The sequence below is a fragment of the Bacillus sp. SB49 genome (genome assembly GCF_000469135.2).
Lineage (GTDB): Bacteria > Bacillota > Bacilli > Bacillales > Halobacillaceae > Halobacillus.
This window is the reverse complement of the sequence record NZ_CP048117.1, coordinates 3,011,867-3,033,260: the sequence shown is the minus strand read 5'-3', so window position 1 is coordinate 3,033,260 and position 21,394 is coordinate 3,011,867. Positions and strand designations below refer to the sequence as shown.

At 49.4% G+C, this 21,394-nt stretch carries 29 protein-coding genes; 21 read left to right on the top strand and 8 right to left on the bottom strand.

All coding sequences use genetic code 11. From position 1 onward, the window contains the following. Positions 1 to 13: 13 nt before the first annotated feature. Positions 14 to 901: an alpha/beta hydrolase family protein gene (locus M662_RS15865; protein ID WP_026578064.1), complete on the top strand. Its 888-nt coding sequence runs from the start codon at positions 14 to 16 to the stop codon at positions 899 to 901. A gap of 312 nt (positions 902 to 1,213) precedes the next feature. Here M662_RS15865 and M662_RS15860 read toward each other — a convergent pair whose 3' ends face one another. Continuing rightward, complete coding sequence (locus M662_RS15860) at positions 1,214 to 1,816, bottom strand: YczE/YyaS/YitT family protein (RefSeq protein ID WP_026578065.1); 603 nt, start codon at positions 1,814 to 1,816, stop codon at positions 1,214 to 1,216. Between the two features lie 96 nt (positions 1,817 to 1,912). On the opposite strand from M662_RS15860, the gene M662_RS15855 reads away from it, so the two are divergent. From M662_RS15855 to M662_RS15820, 8 genes are all read left to right on the top strand, one after another. Beyond that, positions 1,913 to 2,365: a MarR family transcriptional regulator gene (locus M662_RS15855; protein WP_026578066.1), complete on the top strand. Its 453-nt coding sequence runs from the start codon at positions 1,913 to 1,915 to the stop codon at positions 2,363 to 2,365. Positions 2,366 to 2,379: 14 nt separating this feature from the next. Continuing rightward, positions 2,380 to 2,907, top strand: coding sequence for a GNAT family N-acetyltransferase (locus M662_RS15850; protein ID WP_026578067.1), 528 nt, complete (start codon positions 2,380 to 2,382; stop codon positions 2,905 to 2,907). Then, positions 2,907 to 3,512 (top strand): FMN-binding negative transcriptional regulator, encoded by a 606-nt coding sequence (locus M662_RS15845; RefSeq protein ID WP_026578068.1) that lies wholly within the window; start codon positions 2,907 to 2,909, stop codon positions 3,510 to 3,512. Before M662_RS15850 ends, M662_RS15845 begins: the two co-directional genes overlap by 1 nt. Positions 3,513 to 3,650: 138 nt before the next feature. Further along, complete coding sequence (locus tag M662_RS15840; RefSeq protein WP_008633345.1) at positions 3,651 to 4,655, top strand: Gfo/Idh/MocA family protein; 1,005 nt, start codon at positions 3,651 to 3,653, stop codon at positions 4,653 to 4,655. A gap of 56 nt (positions 4,656 to 4,711) precedes the next feature. Beyond that, positions 4,712 to 5,149, top strand: coding sequence for a hypothetical protein (locus tag M662_RS15835; protein WP_026578069.1), 438 nt, complete (start codon positions 4,712 to 4,714; stop codon positions 5,147 to 5,149). A gap of 117 nt (positions 5,150 to 5,266) precedes the next feature. Then, positions 5,267 to 5,887 (top strand): GNAT family N-acetyltransferase, encoded by a 621-nt coding sequence (locus M662_RS15830; RefSeq protein WP_008633340.1) that lies wholly within the window; start codon positions 5,267 to 5,269, stop codon positions 5,885 to 5,887. After that, positions 5,884 to 6,849 (top strand): alpha/beta hydrolase, encoded by a 966-nt coding sequence (locus M662_RS15825; protein WP_026578070.1) that lies wholly within the window; start codon positions 5,884 to 5,886, stop codon positions 6,847 to 6,849. Before M662_RS15830 ends, M662_RS15825 begins: the two co-directional genes overlap by 4 nt. A gap of 100 nt (positions 6,850 to 6,949) precedes the next feature. After that, a complete protein-coding gene (locus M662_RS15820; protein ID WP_008633335.1) occupies positions 6,950 to 7,408 on the top strand; it encodes a DinB family protein in 459 nt (152 codons plus the stop codon). A 43-nt stretch (positions 7,409 to 7,451) separates the two neighbouring features. Here the strand turns inward: M662_RS15820 and M662_RS15815 are convergent, their stop codons facing one another. Together M662_RS15815 and M662_RS15810 are read right to left on the bottom strand one after the other, a co-directional pair. Continuing rightward, on the bottom strand, positions 7,452 to 8,240 hold the full coding sequence (locus M662_RS15815; protein WP_026578071.1) for a CPBP family intramembrane glutamic endopeptidase: 789 nt from the start codon (positions 8,238 to 8,240) through the stop codon (positions 7,452 to 7,454). An 88-nt stretch (positions 8,241 to 8,328) separates the two neighbouring features. Further along, positions 8,329 to 8,490, bottom strand: coding sequence for a hypothetical protein (locus M662_RS15810; RefSeq protein WP_162129306.1), 162 nt, complete (start codon positions 8,488 to 8,490; stop codon positions 8,329 to 8,331). Between the two features lie 118 nt (positions 8,491 to 8,608). Between M662_RS15810 and M662_RS15805 the strand changes: the two genes are divergently transcribed. The 8 genes from M662_RS15805 (at position 8,609) to M662_RS15770 (ending at position 13,279) form a co-directional block, all read left to right on the top strand. Continuing rightward, entirely contained in the window at positions 8,609 to 9,004 is a 396-nt protein-coding gene (locus M662_RS15805; RefSeq protein WP_026578072.1) for a VOC family protein, read from the top strand. 69 nt (positions 9,005 to 9,073) lie between these two features. Continuing rightward, the gene (locus tag M662_RS15800) at positions 9,074 to 9,421 is read left to right on the top strand and encodes a hypothetical protein (RefSeq protein ID WP_026578073.1); all 348 of its coding nucleotides are present in this window, start codon (positions 9,074 to 9,076) and stop codon (positions 9,419 to 9,421) included. A 193-nt stretch (positions 9,422 to 9,614) separates the two neighbouring features. Next, a complete protein-coding gene (locus tag M662_RS15795) occupies positions 9,615 to 9,914 on the top strand; it encodes a PadR family transcriptional regulator (protein ID WP_008633330.1) in 300 nt (99 codons plus the stop codon). 15 nt (positions 9,915 to 9,929) lie between these two features. Beyond that, a complete protein-coding gene (gene chrA / locus M662_RS15790) occupies positions 9,930 to 11,129 on the top strand; it encodes a chromate efflux transporter (protein ID WP_008633329.1) in 1,200 nt (399 codons plus the stop codon). A 105-nt stretch (positions 11,130 to 11,234) separates the two neighbouring features. Continuing rightward, positions 11,235 to 11,609, top strand: coding sequence for a hypothetical protein (locus tag M662_RS15785; RefSeq protein ID WP_236096521.1), 375 nt, complete (start codon positions 11,235 to 11,237; stop codon positions 11,607 to 11,609). 308 nt (positions 11,610 to 11,917) lie between these two features. Beyond that, positions 11,918 to 12,163, top strand: a complete 246-nt coding sequence (locus tag M662_RS15780) for a hypothetical protein (RefSeq protein WP_008633327.1) — start codon at positions 11,918 to 11,920, stop codon at positions 12,161 to 12,163. A gap of 18 nt (positions 12,164 to 12,181) precedes the next feature. Further along, complete coding sequence (locus tag M662_RS15775) at positions 12,182 to 12,754, top strand: hypothetical protein (RefSeq protein WP_008633325.1); 573 nt, start codon at positions 12,182 to 12,184, stop codon at positions 12,752 to 12,754. Between the two features lie 114 nt (positions 12,755 to 12,868). Then, positions 12,869 to 13,279 carry a VOC family protein gene (locus M662_RS15770; protein ID WP_026578075.1) on the top strand — a complete coding sequence of 137 codons (411 nt, stop codon included), beginning with the start codon at positions 12,869 to 12,871 and terminating at the stop codon, positions 13,277 to 13,279. Positions 13,280 to 13,321: 42 nt separating this feature from the next. On the opposite strand, the gene M662_RS15765 is transcribed toward M662_RS15770, so the two are convergent. The 5 genes from M662_RS15765 to M662_RS15745 form a co-directional block, all read right to left on the bottom strand. Further along, on the bottom strand, positions 13,322 to 14,185 hold the full coding sequence (locus tag M662_RS15765) for a LysR family transcriptional regulator (protein WP_026578076.1): 864 nt from the start codon (positions 14,183 to 14,185) through the stop codon (positions 13,322 to 13,324). A gap of 41 nt (positions 14,186 to 14,226) precedes the next feature. Beyond that, complete coding sequence (locus M662_RS15760) at positions 14,227 to 14,508, bottom strand: putative quinol monooxygenase (protein ID WP_026578077.1); 282 nt, start codon at positions 14,506 to 14,508, stop codon at positions 14,227 to 14,229. Between the two features lie 73 nt (positions 14,509 to 14,581). Continuing rightward, the gene (locus tag M662_RS15755; RefSeq protein WP_026578078.1) at positions 14,582 to 15,250 is read right to left on the bottom strand and encodes a type 1 glutamine amidotransferase domain-containing protein; all 669 of its coding nucleotides are present in this window, start codon (positions 15,248 to 15,250) and stop codon (positions 14,582 to 14,584) included. A 338-nt stretch (positions 15,251 to 15,588) separates the two neighbouring features. Beyond that, positions 15,589 to 16,704 carry a glycerol dehydrogenase gene (locus M662_RS15750; RefSeq protein WP_026578079.1) on the bottom strand — a complete coding sequence of 372 codons (1,116 nt, stop codon included), beginning with the start codon at positions 16,702 to 16,704 and terminating at the stop codon, positions 15,589 to 15,591. Between the two features lie 85 nt (positions 16,705 to 16,789). Beyond that, positions 16,790 to 17,446, bottom strand: a complete 657-nt coding sequence (locus M662_RS15745; protein ID WP_008633318.1) for a DUF4396 domain-containing protein — start codon at positions 17,444 to 17,446, stop codon at positions 16,790 to 16,792. Between the two features lie 137 nt (positions 17,447 to 17,583). Here M662_RS15745 and M662_RS15740 point away from each other — a divergent pair, with 137 nt between their 5' ends. The 4 genes from M662_RS15740 (at position 17,584) to M662_RS15725 (ending at position 21,352) form a co-directional block, all read left to right on the top strand. Further along, positions 17,584 to 17,904: a metal-sensing transcriptional repressor gene (locus M662_RS15740; RefSeq protein WP_008633317.1), complete on the top strand. Its 321-nt coding sequence runs from the start codon at positions 17,584 to 17,586 to the stop codon at positions 17,902 to 17,904. 11 nt (positions 17,905 to 17,915) lie between these two features. Beyond that, the gene (locus M662_RS15735) at positions 17,916 to 20,306 is read left to right on the top strand and encodes a heavy metal translocating P-type ATPase (protein WP_081694907.1); all 2,391 of its coding nucleotides are present in this window, start codon (positions 17,916 to 17,918) and stop codon (positions 20,304 to 20,306) included. Between the two features lie 18 nt (positions 20,307 to 20,324). Beyond that, the gene (locus M662_RS15730) at positions 20,325 to 20,528 is read left to right on the top strand and encodes a cation transporter (protein WP_008633313.1); all 204 of its coding nucleotides are present in this window, start codon (positions 20,325 to 20,327) and stop codon (positions 20,526 to 20,528) included. Between the two features lie 236 nt (positions 20,529 to 20,764). Next, a complete protein-coding gene (locus tag M662_RS15725) occupies positions 20,765 to 21,352 on the top strand; it encodes a YdhK family protein (protein ID WP_026578081.1) in 588 nt (195 codons plus the stop codon). Positions 21,353 to 21,394: the final 42 nt, after the last annotated feature.

The window sequence follows — 21,394 nt, the reverse complement described above, 5'->3', positions numbered from 1 at the left end:
GGAGGTATGGGAATTGGAACAAAAGACACAAGCAAATGCGGGCTTTCAGAAGATAGAGGTGGAGGAGGACCACCTGGGCGTTTCTTACCCCCTTTACCTTTTCTATCCTACAGAAACAGAGGAAAAAGAAGAGCACCTCGGCCCATACCAGATGTCTATTGCAAAAGGGGCCGATCCGCGTAAGGGAAGTTCTCCTCTAGTCGTCCTCTCTCACGGGACAGGAGGCACCCCGCTCGTATATCGGACGCTTGGCCGTTATCTCGCACGTCACGGCTTTTTCGTGGCGATGCCGGTGCACCCCTTTAATAATAAAGACGACAATCGGCTGGAGAACACACGGGAAAATCTGATAAGCCGGCCTATGCATATCACACAGACGATCGATCGGCTGCTTACGGACGATCAGCTCCGGGAGTATGTGGATGCCGGAGACATATCCATCATTGGACATTCGATGGGTGGATACACCGCCGTCGCCGCAGCGGGAGGCGTCCCGGCCACGCTGCCATGGGAGACGGACGACGGGAATCCGGAAACGATCGCAGTAGAGGTCGAGCGGAGGATCAGGAGAATGATTCTCCTCGCACCTGCCTTAGGCTGGTTCCGGTCCGCCGGTGCTCTTGATCGTGTGGACGTTCCGATTCTCGTGATGACAGGCGAAAAGGATGATATCACGCCTTCGTTCCATGCCGATATCCTGCTTCAGGGAGTGCCGCACCCAGAACGGGTCGAGCATCAAGTCATCGAACAAGCCGGGCATTTTTCTTTTTTGAGCCCGTTTCCGGATGTCATCAAGCACCCCGATTTCCCGCCTTCCCAAGACCCGGAAGGATTTGACCGCGGGCAGTTCCAGATGCTGCTTCAGGAAGAGGTGCTGGAATTTCTACAGAAAAAAGGATGATCGGGAGCGTATCCGGTCATCCTTTTTTCGTGCTGAAGTTTATAATAGGCTTCCTGATTGTTCTTTTCGCTTTCAGCTACGGAGCATCCGGCCATCTTTAGAAGGAAAATGGCTATATAACTGATCGTTAGTTTCTTTAACATAAAAAGTTTTCCCCTCAGCTATTGTTTCCCTTTATTTGAATAGCCGCTATATGTCCAACTGCCATTCACCCAGTTTTTCTCAACCATTCCGTTCCTATATCTAACGTCAAAACCGGACGTCTGAGGGGGGTTGCTTCCTCCTTGGGAAGCTGTCTAAAGCCTTCTTTCCTCAGGAACTGCCGGCTGGACGACGCGTCATGCGCTCTACCCGGTTTATGAAGTAGTGAAGCACGACGCCTCCCAGAATGACCGTCAACAGCGTGCCGATTCCGATCGGACCGTTGAAAAGATAGGCGAGAATCAGGAACAAGAGATAGAGGAACGACCGGGCAAGTGTAATGCTGGAACGCAGCCATTCCTTCAAAATTAATGTGAGCCGGTCAATCGGTATCGCTGCAAAATTCGACTGCAGGTAAAGAGCTGTACCTAAGCCGATCCCCGTTAAACCGAACAGGAAGCAGGTAGCCTGGCTGTACCAGGCAATGGGCAACAGGAAGTCATCCAGTAGAAACAGCCAAGTATCGATGCTTATGCCGGTAATCATTGCGGTAAGAAGCCCGAAGAGCTCCGGCCGCTGCTTGACGAGGAGTGCGTTGCATCCGATCAGAATGAAGGCGATGATGATTTCCCAGCTTCCGACGGTGAGTCCGATGCTTTCGGAAAGTCCGACGAGCAGCGCGTCGAACGGGGAGGCGCCTAGTCCGGAAAGGATGGTAAGCGAAATACCCAGTGCCAGGATGACGATCCCGGTGACATACAGCAGGTAGGTCATGTATATCCTCCTTTTTGTTGCAAATGCAACATTAAGTCGTTATACTGAGCATATCTTAAACAGGCTGTATTTGCAACGAAAGAAAAGGAGCAGATGATGAAAGCGATATTGAGAGAAATAGGTATGATCGCAAGGGCACTTGACTCGATCAGCAACATAGAATTCAAGGAGTATGACCTTACGAAAGGGCAGTATTTATATCTGGTCCGCATCGTGGAGCACCCCGGGATCATCCAGGAAAAGGTGGCGGAGATGATCAAAGTCGACCGCACGACTGCGGCGCGTGCGATTAAGAAACTCGAAGGGAACGGCTTTATCGAGAAAAAGCCCGATGATGAAAACAAAAAAATCAAACGGCTGTATCCGACGAAGAAGGGGCAGGCTGTCTATCCCCATATCAAACGGGAAAACGACTACTCGGAGCACGTTGCCTTCCGCGGCTTCACCGAAGAGGAGAAGGCAGCTGCTTTTGACTTGGTCGAGCGGATGAGGCAGAACATCGAACAGGATTGGGAGTTCGTAAAGAAAGGGAACAAACGGAATTATTAAAGGAGGAGAAAGCGATGGACATTCATATCAAAGCTTGCGGACAAGAGCAGGCGCACACTCTGCTTTCTATCGGAAAGGAAACATTCTACGACACCTTCGCCGCACAGAATACGGAGAAGAACATGAACGATTATTTGGCTCAGGCGTACACGATCGAGCGGATGGAAGCGGAACTGGCAGAGGATGATTCCTTCTTTTATTGTATGTTCGTGGATGGCGTACTCGCTGGTTACTTGAAAGTGAACATCGGAGATTCCCAGAGTGAGCCGATGGGGGAGGATGCGCTTGAAATCGAGCGGATATACATAAGGAAGGCGTTTCACAGACAGGGGCTTGGCCGCCGCCTGCTTACTTATGCGCTTGATCTGGCAGGCAGATGGGACAAGTCCGAGGTGTGGCTCGGAGTCTGGGAAAAGAACGAACCGGCACTCGTCTTTTATGAGCGGCTGGGCTTTAGAAGAATCGGGGAGCATTCCTTTTACATGGGAGAGGATGAGCAGACGGATTATCTTATGGCAAAGACGCTGAAGGAGGAGACATGATGTACATACCGAAGCATTTCCAGATGGAACAGTCCGCTGCTCTTGAGGTCATCGAAAATAACGGGTTCGCCCTCCTCGTTTCTATGGGGGAAAGGGAAGTGTGTGCTACTCATCTTCCACTGCAGATTAATAGAGAAGAAGAAGCACTGTACGGCCATTTCGCCCTCCCGAACGACCAGTGGAAAGAGGCGGAGGGAAAGCAGGTGATGGCTGTATTCCAAGGGCCTCACTGTTACATATCTTCCGACTGGTACGAAACGAATCGAGCGGTTCCGACCTGGAATTACGTTGCCGTTCACGTCTACGGAAGGCTTGAAATAGTAGAAGATGAGAAGCAGATACTCGCCTCGCTTCATGATTTAGTCACTACCTACGAAGCACCGGGTAGCGGCTACGGTTTAAATGAATTAGATCCGGCATTTGTCAAAGGTATGAGGAAAGGCATTGTCCCTTTTCGAATCCTGATAGATAGAATCGAAGGAAAAGCCAAACTGAGCCAGAATCATTCGAAAGATTGCCGGGAGCGGGTCGTACGAAAGCTTGAACAGTCCGGCCGGGAAAACGAGCTCGCCATTGCGGATTTGATGAAGAAGCGGTTGGATTAAAGAAAGGCAGGCACGCTTCTTTCCTATATGTATCTATTATTCCTGAAATCTTGTGAAAAAAGCGGAGAGAGTTGTAGAAAACTTCCGGATTTGAAATAATTGGTAGAGGGTAGATTCCAGTATAGGAAGGTGACAAAGATGTCTGATAAAAAACGTGCGTACATAAAGGATGTAGTCCGGTGGGGGATCATCGGTTGCGGCGATGTGACGGAAGTGAAAAGCGGTCCCGCGTTTCAGCGGGTGGAGAACAGCTCTCTTGTCGCGGTGATGAGACGAAACGGTTCGAAGGCGAAGGACTATGCAGAGCGCCACGGCGTGCCGAAATGGTACGACAAAGCAGAGGATTTGATTCACGACCCGGAAGTGAATGCGGTCTATATCGCGACCCCGCCCTCCTCCCATAAAGCCTATACCATCATGGCAGCAGAAGCGGGTAAACCTGTGTATGTAGAGAAGCCGATGGCGATGGATACCAAGGAATGTGAAGAAATGGTAGCCGCTTGTGAGAAGCATGATGTCCCGCTTTTTGTCGCTTACTACCGGAGGTCGCTGCCGCGGTTCTTGAAAGTGAAGGAGTTGATCGAATCCGGGGCGATCGGAGACGTCCGCTTCGCATCGATCCAGCAGACGCAGCGCCTGATGAAGAAAGACGAAAACGGAGCATGGCCTTGGCGTGTTCTGCCGGAAGAAAGCGGGGCGGGCCTGTTCTATGATGTCGGCTCCCATACGCTCGATCTCTTCGACTATCTGCTTGGACCTTTGACAAAGGTGAAAGGAGCGGCGGATAATCTCGCTGATTCCTATCCGGCGGAGGACACGGTGAATGCAGCCTTCTCCTTCCCGTCCGGTGCGTTCGGTACGGGCATATGGAACTTCTCTTCTTATACAAATAAAGATGAGAACCGCATTGTCGGTACAGAGGGAGAAATCCGTTTCTCCACGTTCGATGAGGAACCGGTCGTCCTTTTGACCGAATCCGGAGAAGAGTCCTTTTCCATCGAGCATCCGAAGCATATTCAGGAACCCCACATCCGTTCGATCACAGCGGAACTGCTTGGGGAAGGGAGCTGTCCGAGTACAGGAAAGACGGCCCTTCGTACCAACGTCGTCATGGATGACTTGGTTCATGCGTATTACCAATAAGGGCTCTGTATCTACGTATCCTACTAACTGGACTGTTTGAATAGGGGGGGAGCAGGATGAAGGAAGAAACAGCAGGGAAAGTCAGGCGGATCCTGATGCGGGCTGTACTTCTTCTGGTTGCTCTTGGTATATCGTATATCTTCGCCTATACCTTCCACTATGCCCCGCAAGGGTATGAAATCGTGGAGAAAAACGAGGCAGAGGTCCTTCTGCAGAAAAATAATTCGATCGGGGTAGAGGAAGAGCAGCTTACCTTTATGCCGAACGACGAACAGGAGTGGAAAGTGGATTACCTCCTCGATCTGGTGAACCGGCAGCAGAGCCAGTACTGGATATTCTTTACCACCATTCTTACGACCCTTTTCTTCGTCGGAGCTGACGTACGAAAAGGAGAGCCGCTCAGGAAGGTGCTGTTCTTCAGCGGCTTTTATGTCCTTTTCTCCGCCCTGGCACTGGTGCAGAATTGGAATACGATTAAAGATATAGTGGGATGAAAGGGAAGCTCGATCCATCTGGGTCGAGCTTTTTTCCCGTTGTCTTTTTTCCTCATCTCTTCTATAATTTGATGTAAATGATAATGATAATTGTTATCAATTGATAGGGGGATAAGTATGAAGACAGAATTCAGGATAGTAGAAGAAGATAAGAGCCGCCGTTTTGCGTTCCGACCGCTTGAAATCGGGGACGCAGACCTTTTACATACATGGATGCATCAAAAGCATATTGCACCGTTCTGGAAGCTCGACGTTTCGAAAGAGAAATTGACGGAATGGGTAGAGAATTCCCTGAAAGCAGAACATAAGGATTGCTACATCGGCACCTGCAACGGGGAGCCGGTCACGTATGTCATTGCTTATGATATCAGGAAAGATCCGATCCGTGAGTATTATGATCATCAGGAAAAGGACTTGGGAATGCATCTGCTGATCGGGCCCCGGCCGCTGTTGAACAAAGCAGACGGTCTCGGCCTGATCAGAGCGATGATTTACTTTCTTTTCGACACGTATGATGCGCATCGAATCATCGGGGAGCCGGACCGAAGAAACCGGATCATCCTGCCGATTCTGAAGCAGATCGGCGGCGAGGTGCTTGGACATATCGACCTTCCAGGGAAGGAAGCGACGCTGATTCAAGGGGAGAAAGCGGCGTTTGAAAAGTCGTTGGCCGATCATCAAGTCGTCGTGGAACCGATGCAGAGGATGACATCCAAGGCAGGGGGGATTCTATCATGAAACCAGTCGATCCGCAGGTGTTGGACCTGTTGAATAGCATCGGGGCACGGATGAAAGAACTGGAACATCCGTCCCTTGATCGCCTGAGTCCGGGGGAGTCCAGAGAGTACTACCAAGTTGCTCGTGAGTTTTTTACCGCACTTCCGGTGGTCGGTGCATCGGTGGAAGAAACGTCGTTTGTAAACCGATCCGGGAACGAGATCCCTGTCCGAATTTATACACCCGAGAACGAAGGTCCCCACCCCGCCCTTGTATATTTCCATGGAGGAGGCTGGGTGTTCGGGGATATCGACAGCGCGGACAATGTGTGCCGTTATCTTTCCAGCCGGGCTCAGGTGGTGGTTGTTTCGGTCGGTTACCGTCTCGCTCCAGAGCATCCCTATCCTGCGGCCTTCCATGATGCCGTGGACGGCGTAGAATGGATGACGGCGGAGGCATCGCGATGGCATGTCGATCCGGAAAGAATTGCCGTAGGAGGTGAAAGCTCCGGTGGAAACCTCGCAGCCGCTGTTTCCCTTTACTTTAAAGACAGAGCGGATATAGAAATCACTTACCAATTTCTGATCACTCCCGTCCTCGACTACCGGTTCGACACCTCTTCTTACCAAGCCGGTTATGCGTACAATTTGACGAAGGAAAAAATGGAATGGTTTTTCGGACATTATTTGAAAGAGGAGGAAGACGGCGGGGAGGTCTTCGTCTCCCCGCTTCGGGCGTTGGATGTGACCGGTCTTCCACCGCTTTTACTCGTAACGGCAGCTTACGATCCGCTCCGGGATGAAGGTTTTTCCTATGCGGAGCGTCTGAAAGAAGCGGGAGGTGTGGTGCGTCACCTTCATTATGATGACCTCGTGCACAGCTTTATTAATATGATCGGCAGGGTCGATCGAGCGAGAGAGGCGCTTGAGGAAATGACAGAGGTTCTGCAGACCGTTCTCCACATGGACCCGATCCGTATTTGATAGCGGGTCTTTTTTCTTAAAAATGGGAAACACGAGACGGATGGTTTGAGGCAGGGAATCGGGCAAGCTAGAATAAGAGAAAAGAAGGGAGTGGATTCATATGAACGAAAAACAGATTTTCACACAGATTAATATGGTCAGGCAGGCGACGCTGAAGGAAATGGACGGCGTTACGGAAGAGCAGGCAGACAAACAGCCGGGAGGATTCAGCAACACGATCCGCTGGAACCTCGGACACATCCTTGTCGTCCAAAATTCTCTCGTAGAACGATTCGGAGGCAAGCCGGTGGAAACACCATCCCGTTATTTGGAGCTGTTCGCACCGGGAACGAAACCGGCAGACTGGCAGGGCGACGTTCCGACGCTTACAGAATTGAAGCAGGCATTGGAGGAACAGCCGAAGAAACTGGAACAAGCCTTAGCCGGACAGTTGGAAGACGAAGCGGCGAAAGCCTTCCTGGGCCTTCCGACGGTCGGAGAGATCCTGAACTTCACGTTGTACCATGAAGGGGTACATACAGGTACGATCAAAGCACTGAAAGCAACGACTGCAGAATAAGGAAAAGCGGGGAGCTCCTATAGAGTTCCCGGCTTTTTTTCTATTAAAAGATCCATCCGTTGAGGACCATCCCCATATTAATGAGAAAGTGAAAAAAGACGGCGGGGTAGATGCTGTCCGTTTTCAGAACGACCCAGGCATAAAAGAGGCCGCCGAAGGAAAACAGCAGGCTGAAGACGAGCGGGATGCCGATAGAGACGTGAAGCAGCCCGAAGCCGATACTTGTGATGATCACGGCATGAACTGTCGAGAGATTCTTTTGAAGATAATCAAGCAGAACGCCCCGCCAGAGAAACTCCTCCAGAGATGCGTTTAACAGGGAAAATACCAGCCCGTAAAGCAAAAGGGAACGGGGGTAAGCTCCGTCGGTAAACAGCAGGGGAAGGAATATAGACACCGATCCGATAAGGCCGAATGTCAAAAAGAGCGGCAATGGAACCGTGTGGTTGGGCATGACGATCCGCTTTCTCCAGTCGGGAGCTTTTGCAAAGAACGAAGCCTTCTGTCCGGAGAAGCGGATGGCCAGGAGGGAACCGGCCAATATGAACAGAAGGAAGCTCCGGTTTCCAATGACCTTCCACTCCTTAGTAACGTCCCAGAAAGCAAAAAGAAAGTCACTGGATGCTTGGTAAAGGGCCGTTCCTGTCAGGAATCCAATGAACAGGGACAGTACCGGACGATGCCGGCGTGAAAAAGTATAAAGAAGAATCAAAAGTACAAGGATTCCTGCACCGTAGAGATAGAGTCGGCAGGATAACAGCAGTATGGCCGTGAAGAATAGACCAATGGCTGCCGGGAGTAGTGCATCGTTTTCTGGAAGTGTTTTTGGCATGATTATCTCCTGTGATTTAATAATTCTATCTTTATTCCATTTTCTTATCCTTACTTCCTCCATAAGGCTTGCAGGAGGCAGACGGGGGTTAATCGGTTCCCCTTTTTGTTCCGGCTTCCTCCACCGGATGTGCAGAAGAGCTCTTTGATTTCAACAGCTTGATAAAGACAAAGATTCCGGTTACTACAGCAGCGAAGATCACCAGATAGATGAACCAAATGATCAGCGGCATCCATTCCTGGACACTCATAGTACCAACCTCCTTCTTCTCTGAGTTTACCAATATATGGACTATGTATCTATAGGAGAAGGAATTCTTCCAGGTTTGTGGAATTTAAGGAGTAGAGTCGGAAGGGAGTTGGTTCATAGTGAATAAAGTCACCCCGTTTTTAATGTTTCAGAACGGAGATGCAGAAGAAGCGATGTCCTTTTATGCGTTGTTGTTCGAAGATGCCGAAATAGAAAGCATCGTCCATTTCGGATCGGATGAAGGGGCCCCGGAAGGAAGCGTCAAGGCCGGCGTCTTTTCTCTGAAAGGGCAGCAATTCCGCTGCTTCGACAGTCCGATTGAACATGCCTTTCACTTCACCCCGTCATCTTCCATATTTGTGGAATGTGATTCAGAGGAGGAGATCGACCGGCTGTACCGGGCGCTCGTCGAGGGCGGCCAGGCGCTGATGGAGCTTGGCAACCATGGATTCAGCAGGAAATACGGCTGGGTCAACGATCGTCACGGCGTTTCCTGGCAGTTGAATCTTTCTTAAGTCAAGGTGGTGTTATTGCCTGAAAGAAATGGGGCACTATTTTTTAATGGAAAGAGAGTTGGGAAAACCGTGAAGTATTTTTTTGATTTTACTTTAGCCATCGCATTAACCGGGTGCTCTTACTATATTGCCGGTTTCCTGCTCAGCCACGGGCTGCCGTTTTGGCAGGCTTTGATCATCGGATTTTCGGTCGTCACGCTGGGTGCATTGACGGAAGCCGTGGGAAGTCCGATGTGGTTGATCGTATTGGTGCCGTTTCCTGCAGGCATGCTTTTGCTTTACGTCTTTCTTGGTGCAGCTGTGCCGCAGTGGCTTCTTGCTTACGGACTTACACTCGCTGTCTACACGGCCATCCACATCCCGATGAGTTATTTCTTCCGATTCCACTCGCTTATTCCAGCATGGAAACTGGCCTGACGAGGGAAGCGGTCGGAGGAATCAAACGGAAAAGTTCCCCTAACAGCCTTAACAAAGGAAGCGTTCTTCAGGGCTTCCTTTGTTAAGGCTGTGTAAATTTTCTCCCCTTGCCTTGCATCCCTTATGCCCATCTATTACAATAATATCGAATTTCGATATAGTCATTCGATAATAAGAAAAGGAGGCAGACAGTTTGGACGTATTAAGAAAGCTGTTTCTCGGATTCATTCACATACACATCCTGCATCACGCCAAGGAAGAGGCCATTTACGGGTCGTGGATGCTGGAGGAGCTGCGCGAGCACGGGTATGAAATAAGTGCCGGTACACTCTATCCGATCCTGCACACGATGGAGAAGGACGGTCTGTTAAAACGGGAAGACGTTAATGTGAACGGCAAAATAAGAAAATACTACCGGAGTACCGAACAAGGGGACACGGTATTGGAAGAAGCCCGCGCAAAAGCGTACGAGCTGTTCAAAGAGATCAAATGATTGGGGGAGACATCTATGAATTCCATGCAGCAAAAGAGTAAGTTCCAGATCCTTTTGGAAATCCTGATTGTGTCGACGAAACTCGGGCTCACGTCCTTCGGCGGACCTGTCGCCCATCTTGCCTACTTCAAGGACGAGTACATCGACCGCCGAAAGTGGCTGACCGATAAGACATACGCCGATCTGATCGCGCTCTGTCAGTTCCTGCCGGGACCTGCGAGCAGTCAGGTCGGGATGTCCATCGGAATCTTGCGCGGGGGGATATTGGGAGGGATCGTCTCCTTTCTCGGATTCACCCTGCCGTCCGTGTTCGTCCTCGTTATCTTCGCACTGCTTTATCAAAACTTCTCCCTCGGAGATGCCGGCTTCATTCACAGTTTGAAAATCGTCGCCGCAGCTGTCGTCCTCCACGCACTGATCGGCCTCGGCAGGAAGCTGACTCCGGATAAAAGCCGGATCGCCATCGCCCTTGCCGGTGCATTGATCATGCTTCTGTTCCCGTCCGCCTGGGTGCAGATTGCTATTATCATCGGAGCAGGTGCCCTTGGTTATGTGTTGTTTCAAAAGAAAGCAGAATCGAATATCGAACCGTTCCATGTTGCTATTTCAAAGAAGTTCGGAATCGCCTCGCTTGCTGTGTTGGCAGCAGCTCTCATTTTCCTGCCGGTTCTGAACCAGGCGCTTCAACATCCGCTGCTGCACATCTTTGACGTGTTCTTCCGTGTCGGATCGCTCGTCTTCGGCGGCGGGCATGTCGTCCTGCCGATGATTGAAAGAGAACTCGTTCCGACAGGCTTCCTGTCTCCGGATGAATTCCTGGCCGGGTATGGAATGGCTCAGGCTGTTCCGGGACCGCTCTTCACCTTCTCCAGCTATTTGGGGACGATGATGCAGGGCGTATCGGGAGCGGTCGTCGCAACGGTCGCGATCTTCCTGCCGTCGTTCCTGCTGTTGTTCGGAGCACTGCCGTTCCTGAGTGAACTGCGTAGACGCGCTTCCTTCCAGGGCGTTTTGATGGGCGTGAACGCGAGCGTTGTCGGTATCCTGCTTGCGGCGTTCTATGATCCAGTCCTTACAAGCTCCATTATGGACGGGTCGGACTTCGCGCTCGCAGCCATCTTATTCGCTTTATTGAACGTCTGGAAAGTCCCGGCCTGGCTGATTGTCATAATCGGTGTTGCCGGCGGATATGTGTTCCAACTATTAGGGTTTTAAAGAGGAGAAGGTTCAGCATCTGCTGAGCCTTCTTTTTTTGTTCTAGGCAAGACTACTTCCTTTTTGTATGATAGGAATAAAATGGAATGAGGGGGAGTTCTCTTGTTGAAACGATTCTTGCCCGTCTGTGTTCTTTTACTTCTTGCCGTATCGGCGGCATTACTTGCTGCGAGGAATCCGACAGGGCCTAATACGATCTCCTATGAAGAGCCGATGGGCTTGTGGTTGTCGATCGGAATGATCGTTGTTCTTTTTCTGCCACCGTTGATTCTGGCCCTGTTCCAGAGCACGATTGCTCGAGTCACATCCGCTGTTTATCAGGGGATCGTTGTCTTTTCTTTCCTCGTCATTATCCCGATCGGCTTCTTCGTTCCGGATCAGTTCTCCGTCGGCGTCGCCGGTGTGGCCGGTACGGCTGCGGGCGTATGGAGTATTATCCTCACTTTGAAAACGGGGGAGGCGCCTAAACCGGCAAAATGAGGGAAGACACCCGGCGCAAGCTATGATAAGATGCCGGCAGAGAGGGATTACAGGAACGAAGGAAGGTGAATAAGGTTGCATCGATTCATCGAATATACAGGGTGGATAGGTGCTCTTACGGCTGTTGGTTTCGGCGTATATTATTTCATGAGCGGGGACTTTAAAGCGGAATACTTTATCCCGGCTGCTATACTTACAGTACTATGCAGAATCCATGCAAAGAGCCAGTAGAGGAGCTTGGAGATAGATTTGATTGTGAAGTTGTATGTTTATAATGGAATAAATACCAAAGAGAAGGAGGTACCATTATGGGAAAGCATGTATGGGACTTAGGACGTTGGAAGGCAGTTAGATTAGAAAACGGAATTGCTTTTGATGATCTTTCAGGAGAAAGCTTCTATTATACACTTGCTGATGAGCAAGATTTTCAAGAAATACCACCCAGTATTTACAAAGCTATCATTACCAATCTTACAAACTATTATGAAAGTAACATGCGTGCGGATGAATGGATGAAGGAAATAAATGCAGAGTTATTGCCTTATGGAATTTAAAACGAAAGGGTGGAAATAATGGAAGATACCTTACATACGGGACATACTTACAACTTCAATGTAAATGGTGACACACTGACTATCCTCGACAAATCCTATGCAGGATGCTTTCGGAAGTTTTGGGATTATTTCATGAACTATGATTTAGACAGGACAGTGAGAACAATAGAGAAGGCAGGAATTCGCACATCAGACTCGGAATATTTCGTATCGAAAAACGGCAGTAAAAAGAAAAACATACAGCTCATTGATGATAGGTGGGTTTACACACATTTAAACCCCGGAGCGATGGAGCGTGCTTATAATAAATTTATTTCAGAATGGAATAAAGAACCAACAGCAAAGGAGGCAGCATTAAACGGTGATGTGACAGAGAGAAAATTCGGGCTGAAGAATATTTATAAAAAATCACTCGCAATGAATTTGATTAGAAATGGGCATGACATAGAACATACCATGAGAAATCGCAATAATCCTAAGTATCAAGTCTTTGTTTTTGTTGATACACCAAAATTGCGCAGGGATATTGCCATGCTCAACGAACAAGAGTACGTAGGACGCTTAAATGAAAGTGGAAATATTAATAAATAAGTGATTTTTATTTGCAACAGCTGTGCGTCTTACATTGGCATAACGTCACTGCATGATAGGTGCAGCGGGGATGGGAGCCTGTGTACTAGAACGACAGGAAGGAGAGAGGGATATATGAAATTCACCAACTTTCAAGCAAGCCAGATACGAATAGCAAGACCAACCGATCAAATGGATGAGATGATCACGTTCTATGAAACGGGTCTTGGTTTGGAACGAGTGGCGGAGTTTCATGGCCATCAGGGGTATGACGGCATCGTCTTCGGACTCCCGACGCTCGCTTATCAGCTGGAGTTCACGTCCCACGAAGAAGGAAGTCCGTGCCCTGCTCCGTCGAAGGACAACTTATTGGTTTTCTACATAGAAGATAAGCAGGAACAACGGAAGGCCGCGGATCGACTTACCCGGATGGGGTATGAAGAAGTCCCATCGGAAAATCCATATTGGGAGGAGAAAGGCGTGACAATCGAGGACCCGGATGGGTGGCGGGTCGTGCTGATGAATACGGGTGGATTGAGAAAATAGCTAACCAAAAAAGAACGTCTTCCTATAAGGAAAGGACGTTCTTTACCATTGATTCAACAGGGACTGAATAATAGGGTCCCCTTTTTTATCCATCCGATAAGCTGCGTACAGGGTGTTGTCAACGGAAAGCTCACCATAGAGGACGGTGGATTTTCCTTCGGCCACAGATTCCTCAATCAGGTAGGATGGAAGGATACTTAAACCGAGTCCGTTCTCCACGCCTTTCAGAATAGAATACAAGTTTGGAATGATGTGACGGGCTTGGATCGTTGGGCGTCTCTTGAAATGCTCACGCCAGAATCGTCTAATGATAGGGAGGTCCAGTCCATAACTCAACCAGGCCTGTTCCTCCACCCACTCTTCAATTTCCGCAAGGGAACTATGTTGTTCTTTGAAACCCGGGGGAGCGACTATTACAAATGTTTCTACTTCCAGTTCTTTGTACTCGATACCAGGAACGGTCTGCTTTTTAGGAGTAAAGATCAGATCCACCTCTTCCTTTATCAGCTCGTCCAAAAGGGTGGAGGCTACACCGAAGCTTGTGATTAAGCGCGTGTCGGTCCCCTTTATCTTTTCTGAAACCCGACCGGTGAAGTATTCGACTGGACTGCCTATTTTTAAGAGGGGGGAGCGGGAATCCGTCTTTGCATAATGTTGAATTTCCTGAGTTGCTGTCTCCAAGTGTTCGATCAGCGGCACTAATTTCGTGTACATTTCCTTCCCTTTATCAGTAGGAATCATTTTCCTGGGAGCCCGGAGGAAAAGGGGTTCTCCAACTTCGGATTCCAGCGCGGCAAGGTGCTGGCTCATAGCCGGCTGTGTCAGAAATCTCGTTTTAGCTGCTGCCGAAACGGAACCTTGTTTATAAATACTGATGAAACTCCGGTACCACTCAAAGTCAATCACGTGTTCACCTCCTTCGATATCATTTCCTATGCGTCTCTATTCTATATCCTCTTCAGTCTGTATACATCCCTTGTTTCTATTAAGTCTTCTGTACGTTGACGGTAGGATTCATAGTGAGGTGAGGCGATATGTGCTTGCAAAGCCGGCTCGTCCTTCCAAGCTTCATAAAATGTAAACACAGATTTATCATCTATAGAACGATGAAGGATATAATCCTTACACCCATCCTCTTCCAGGGAAGGGCCGATCATTTTCTTTAGCTCTTGGAACAGTTCTTCTTCTTTTCCATCTTTTGCTGTCAATAGTGCTTGAATGACAATCATACGATCCCCCACTCTTTTCATATAGGAAGGACCTGCAGACCGATTTTAGATTTGCAAGCCCTTCCCCTTTCGTTTATTTATTCAGCTGTTCTACTACTTTCTTCGCTACACTGATGGTAGATTGCGGGTTTTGACCGGTAATCAGTTTTCCGGAAACCTGTACATGGTCTGTCCAATTTTCCTTGGCTGAAAAGTCTGCTCCCAGTTCGCGTAAACGAGTTTCCAGTAGAAAAGGCATATAAGCATCAAGTGTCGTAGCGCGTTCTTCTTCATCCGTGAAGGATGTGACGGTATGACCTTTCACTAGAGGAGATCCATCCGAACGCTTTACACCGACCAAACCTGCCGGACCGTGACAGACAGCAGCTACCACTTTATCTGCTTCATATAGATCTTGAATGATGTCGTGCAGCTTCTTGTTATCCGGAAGGTCGAACATTGTACCATGTCCCCCCGGTAGGAAGATGGCATCATATTGTTCTGTATGATCCAAGTCCTCCAGTTTTTTCGTGTTTTCAAGATGCACAGCTGTATCGAGAATCTCCTGAGGAGTCTCTCCTCCTTCCAGACTGCGTTCGTCTACAGGAGCCTTGCCGCCTTTAGGAGTTGCTACTGTAATAGTGTAACCTTGTTTAACGAATTCTAAATAAGCTTCTCCGAACTCGGACAACCAGAGGCCTGTATCCAGTTCCTCATTCATTTTGTCCGCTGTCGTGACAACCATTAATATATGTTTACTCATCGTTTGAATTCCTCCTGAAATGATTCATTTTCTATTGCGATTTTTATTGTAGGTCAGCATCATCCATAATACAAATTAATGTTTTTTTGATCATTAATAAAAAAAATTATAGGGAGGAGAGCTGAAGGGTATAAAAAGAGAAAGCAAATAGAAGCGAAACAGATGGGAGCGGTCAAAGGCTTCTATGTAAAAGGGGGCGTTTTCGGGAGCATAACCCGAGGTGTTTTATGCACATGAAAGAAATGTGTGTGGATTCAGGAGGGAAAGGCAGGGCATTTCCTCCTGATCTTATCCGAAATAGAAAAGAGGCGGGGGAGTGTTTTCCCGGCCTCTTGTTATTATTCCCCTAATCCAAGCATACCCTTGAAACTTCGGGCGTACTGATCGGTTGCGATGATGGCATCCGCCACTTCTTCTGCTGTGATGGTGAATGCCTGGTGGATCGTTTCGCCATCGATGGTCGCTGCTTCGGCTACTTTCAGGATGTCCTCTCTGGAGGCGTCTTTCAGCTTGATGTCTTCCAAAGTGATCGGAAGGCCAAGACTTGTGTACAGCGCCATGTATTCTTCGATTTCTTCCTGCGGGTGTTCTTCCATCGTCAGTTGGACGAGTGTACCGAACGCCACTTTTTCTCCGTGCGTAAGATGGTGGATTTCTCCGTCCAGAGCGGTAAATCCGTTGTGGATGGCGTGGGCAGCACCCAAACCGCCGCTTTCAAATCCGAGTCCGCTGAGAAGTGTGTTCGCTTCGATGACATGTTCCAGTGCCGGTGTAACGACTTGACGCTCATTGGACTCATAAGCGAGCAGTGCATAGTCGAACAGCACCTCTTCACATTTTTCTGCAATCGCCTGGGCGGCAAGGGTCGGCTGCCCTCCTGCCATCGTATTCCCGCTGTTTCTTACGACGCTGCGTACTTCAACGAGCGTTGCGAGCGCATCGGCGATTCCGGAAGCAAGGAAACGCGGTGGTGCCGCTGCGATGATTTTTGAGTCGAGCAGGACGAGATCAGGGTTCTTTTTGTAGAAACGATACGTTTCGAACACCCCTTCGTCGGAATAAACAACAGACAAAGCACTTGTCGGTGCATCCGTGGAAGCTGTTGTCGGTACGATGACCGTAAAGCCTTCTACTTGGTCGGAAACGGCTTTAGCGGTATCGAGTGTTTTACCTCCGCCGACACCGACGACGATGGAAGCTTGGGCTTCCTTCGCAATATCCGTGATCCGGTCCATTTCCTGAGTCGATGCTTCCCCGTTGAAGACGACTTCGTTCGTTTCGAATCCTGCTTCTTTCAAGTGACCCACGACGTCATGCCCCGCAATCTTCCATACGGTTTCATCTGCCAGGACGACCGCTGTTCCGCTTAAACCTTCCAGGTGTTTCCCAATATTTTGAATGGCGTTACGCCCCTGCACATATTTAGCCGGGCTGATGTATATACGTTCCTTCATCTCTCATCATCCTTTCGTAATTTGTTTCTACAGGTATCTTCCCAACATATCATCGATGTTAAACAAAGACTTTCATAAAAAAAGGTCACATCGCTTCCTTGATTCCTTTTTTTACCAGCAGCCAGTTGGCCGGATAGCTCGTCAGGAAACCGAGGATCATAGCGATTTGCATCATGAACCAATAGGTGATTTGATCCGGGTGCGGCGGCTGTGTGAATAAGACAAAATGGACAATCGCCATCCAGCCGAACATGCCGATTTCAAAAGCGATCAAGGAGAGCGAATCCGCTTTGATAGCAGATTTGATTGCATGTCCGGCACCTTTTTTCTTGTGCATCGGGTAAATCGCATAAAACTGGAACAGGATTCCGAAAATATAAGCAAGGATGAACTCGATCGTATAATGCGCAAACAGGGTCGTCCCTGCGATAGTCAATCCGGTCAGCGCAACGATCGGTACGCCGACTGCATCGCCGAGCGTGCATCCGGCCGAACAGTGGCTCGTCGAAACGAACACTTTGGCCGATTTGCCCCGGTCATCCTCTTTTTCTATATTCTTTGCCTTCAAGCGGCCCCATTTGAAGTAGGTCCATAAGGCAAAAGGACCGAAGAACCAACCGTTGATCGGCCAGACAACATTCATCACTCCCATCATCTGCGGATGTTTGATGATGTCGATAAGAATGATGAGGGAAGATAACAAACCAATACTGAGAGCAATCCATGATACCGTGACTAACATTTACTCACCTCTTTTTTATTTTCTATACCCGGTAGCGGTATTCATAAACATAGAGGAATCTTTAAAATAAACATAATCCTCTGCGTTGACTATTTATACCTTATAGGGGTATATTGAAATGGACAGGAGGAATCCATATGTGCGAAGAACATAGTTTACCGGAGAACAGCGGCAAAAAGCCGGCGAAACCAAGAACAGTACAAGAGAAAGATACGGTCGTGAACCGCTTGAAACGTATAGAAGGTCAGGTGAGAGGGATTCAGAAAATGGTCGAAGAGGACCGTTACTGTGTCGACATCCTTATTCAGATTTCAGCGATAGATAAGGCGTTGAAGAAAGTCGGCCATTCCCTGCTGGAGCGCCATACCCATCATTGTGTGGCGGGTGCGATTAAAAATGGAAACGGTGACGAGGCCATTGATGAATTGATGAAAGTCATCCAACAGTTCTCCAAATAGGAGGGATAGAGATGAAGGATATGAACGTAGGTATCACCGGGATGACGTGTTCCGCGTGCTCGACCCGGATCGAGAAGGTCCTGAACCGTATGGAAGGTGTCGAAGCGAATGTCAACCTTGCGATGGAAACGGCTACGATTCACTACGATGACAAACACGTCCAGCCATCCGATATAACCGCAAAAATTGAAAAGCTCGGATACGGTGTCCAGAAAGAACAGGTGGAACTCGACATTCACGGAATGACCTGTTCGGCTTGCTCGACGAGGATCCAGAAAGTGTTGAGTAAGATGGACGGAGTGGAACAGGCGACCATCAACCTGGCAACGGAAGCCGGATTCGTCGAATACGAACCGGATCGTGTATCCATAGATGACATCATTGCCAAAGTGAAGAAGCTCGGGTATGAGGCGGTTATCAAACAGGAACGTGAAACCGAGAAGGAACAAAAAGAAGCGAGAATCAAGCAGCAGAAGATAAAGTTGTTCGTGTCTGCCTTGCTTTCCCTGCCTCTTTTATACACGATGATCGCTCATCTCCCGTGGGATATCGGCCTCCCGGTTCCGGGTATCCTGATGAATCCGTGGTTCCAGTTCGTCCTTGCGACGCCTGTGCAGTTCTATATCGGTGCCCGGTTCTACTCCGGAGCTTATCGGGCGCTCAGGAATAAGAGTGCGAACATGGATGTACTGGTCGCACTCGGTACTTCCGCCGCCTATTTCTACAGCGTCGTCGAAGCGTTCCGCTGGCAGGCAGCCCCGGATCGGATGCCGGAGCTTTATTTTGAGACGAGTGCCGTCCTCATCACGCTGATTCTTGTCGGGAAGCTGATGGAATCGTTGGCGAAGGGACGGACGACAGCCGCGCTCACGAACCTGCTGAATCTGCAGGCGAAGGAAGCGACCGTTATCCGAGAAGGAATGGAAGAAAAGGTGCCGGTCGACCAAGTAACGGTCGGGGACACGCTGCTTGTGAAACCCGGGGAGAAAATTCCCGTCGACGGCCGCGTGCTTAAAGGTACCTCCGCAGTCGATGAGTCCATGATAACCGGTGAGTCTCTTCCAGTGGAAAAGCAGGAAGGAGACGCAGTCATTGGATCGACCATCAACAAGAATGGAACCATTCGGATGGAAGCGGAACGGATAGGGAAAGATACCGCCCTTGCCGGCATTGTTCGGATCGTCGAAGAGGCGCAGGGATCGAAAGCTCCGATCCAAAGGACTGCGGACGCCATTTCCGGCATTTTCGTTCCGATTGTCGTCGGAATCGCTCTTCTTACGTTCCTGCTCTGGTTTTTCCTGAGCGGTGACATCGCACCTGCGCTGGAAGCAGCCATCGCTGTTCTTGTCATTGCCTGTCCGTGTGCCTTGGGACTGGCGACACCGACATCGATCATGGTCGGAACCGGAAAGGGAGCAGAACAGGGGATTCTTTTCAAAGGCGGGGAATATTTGGAAGGCACCCAGGGGCTTACAACGGTGCTTTTGGACAAAACAGGTACCGTGACGAAAGGGAAACCCGAGGTAACGGACGTCATCACTCTCCAAGGAGAAGAAGCCGATTGGCTGCCTGACTTGATCGCAGCTGAGAAGGCATCTGAGCACCCGCTCGCTGATGCCATCGTCACGTACGGTCAGAAGCGCGGCGTGATAGAAAGAGAAGCGGAATCCTTTGAGGCTGTCCCTGGCTTTGGGATTAAGGCAGTCGTCGAAGGCAGGCAGATCCTTGTCGGTACGAGAAAATGGATGGAACGGAATCAGCTGTCATATGAACCTTACGACGAGGCATTTTCTCGTTTGGAACAGGAAGGAAAAACAGTTATGTATCTGGCTGCCGATCAGCAAATCAAAGCCTATATTGCTGTTGCAGATACGATCAAGGAGACGTCCAAAGAAGCCGTTTCTGAATTGAAGGCGCTCGGGATTCATGTGTACATGGTGACAGGGGATAACAGACGAACGGCAGAAGCTATTGCTGCCGAAGTAGGCATCAGGAATGTGCTGGCAGAAGTGCTGCCGGAAGAGAAGGCAGCGAAGGTGAAGGAATTGCAGAAGCAGGGCGAGAAAGTCGCCATGGTCGGTGACGGCATCAATGATGCGCCTTCTCTTGCCACCGCCGATATCGGCATCGCCATTGGCACAGGCAGTGATGTGGCGATAGAAACAGCAGATGTTACGCTGGTCGGAGGCGACCTGGAACACTTGGTGAAAGCGATCCGCCTCAGCCGGAAAACTATGAAGAACATCCGGCAGAATCTATTCTGGGCACTGGCCTATAATACGGCAGGCATCCCGGTTGCCGCTCTCGGGCTTCTTGCTCCCTGGGTGGCAGGCGCGGCTATGGCCTTAAGCTCTGTCAGCGTCGTCAGTAACTCGCTGCGGCTAAAACGGATGAAACTATAATGGAAAGGATGAAGCGATATGGAAAAAACGCTTAAAGTAGAAGGAATGACGTGCGGCCACTGTGAACAAGCAGTCAAAGGTGCACTGAAAGAGATCGATGGAGTGGAGGAAGTAACCGTTCATCTCGACAGCGGTGATGTCGAGGTGAAAGCAGCCGATCATGTCAGCGAAGCGGCGATGGTCGAAGCCATTGAAGAACAGGGATACGACGTCGTATCCTGACAAACAAAGCCTGAAGGATCTCCTCAGGCTTTGTTCGTCAGTTTTTCAGCAAAGGGCGGAGGTGAATAGGCAGACTCCGAAGTGCTCATTGGCCGCCCTCTCTATGTTTGTAAAAGAACCGTTTCCTCAAAAGTAAATGAACAGCCTGTAAAGTCTGAGGAATCCCCTTCGGACTTTTGTATAAATAAAGGAAGATGGTCAAGGATGGTAACACAAGAGAAAAAGGAGATGAGAGAATGAAATGGATGAAGATGTTGGTATTATCCGCGGTGGTGCTTGTAGGCTTGGCTGCCTGCGGCAATGATGACAGTGGACAGGACGAGAAGAAGGATCAGGAAGCGACCGACACGCAGCAAATGAGCCATGAAGAAAAAAGCGGGCATGAATCGATGGATCACTCCGGATCCGGAGAAGTTCCGGACGATTTGAAGGAGGCAGAAGATCCTACCTTTGCCGTTGGAAGTAAAGCGATGATCACCGCTGACCATATGCCTGGCATGGACGGGGCGGAAGCGACGGTTGTCGGAGCCTATGATACGACTGCTTATATCGTTTCCTATGAACCGACAGACGGAGGCGAGCGGGTGACTGATCACAAATGGGTCATCCACGAAGAAATCGAAGGTCATAATGATCAGACGTTTGAGCCGGGCGAGGAAGTCACACTCCGGGCTGATCATATGCCTGGCATGGACGGAGCGAAAGCGACCATCGAATCCAAAGAAGCTACGACCGTGTATATGGTCGACTACGTGCCCGTCGACGGTGGAGAAGAAGTGACGAACCATAAATGGGTGACGGAAAGCGAATTAAAAGCACAATAGAGCATATAAAAAGAAGGCTGGATCCTCATCCAGCCTTCTTTT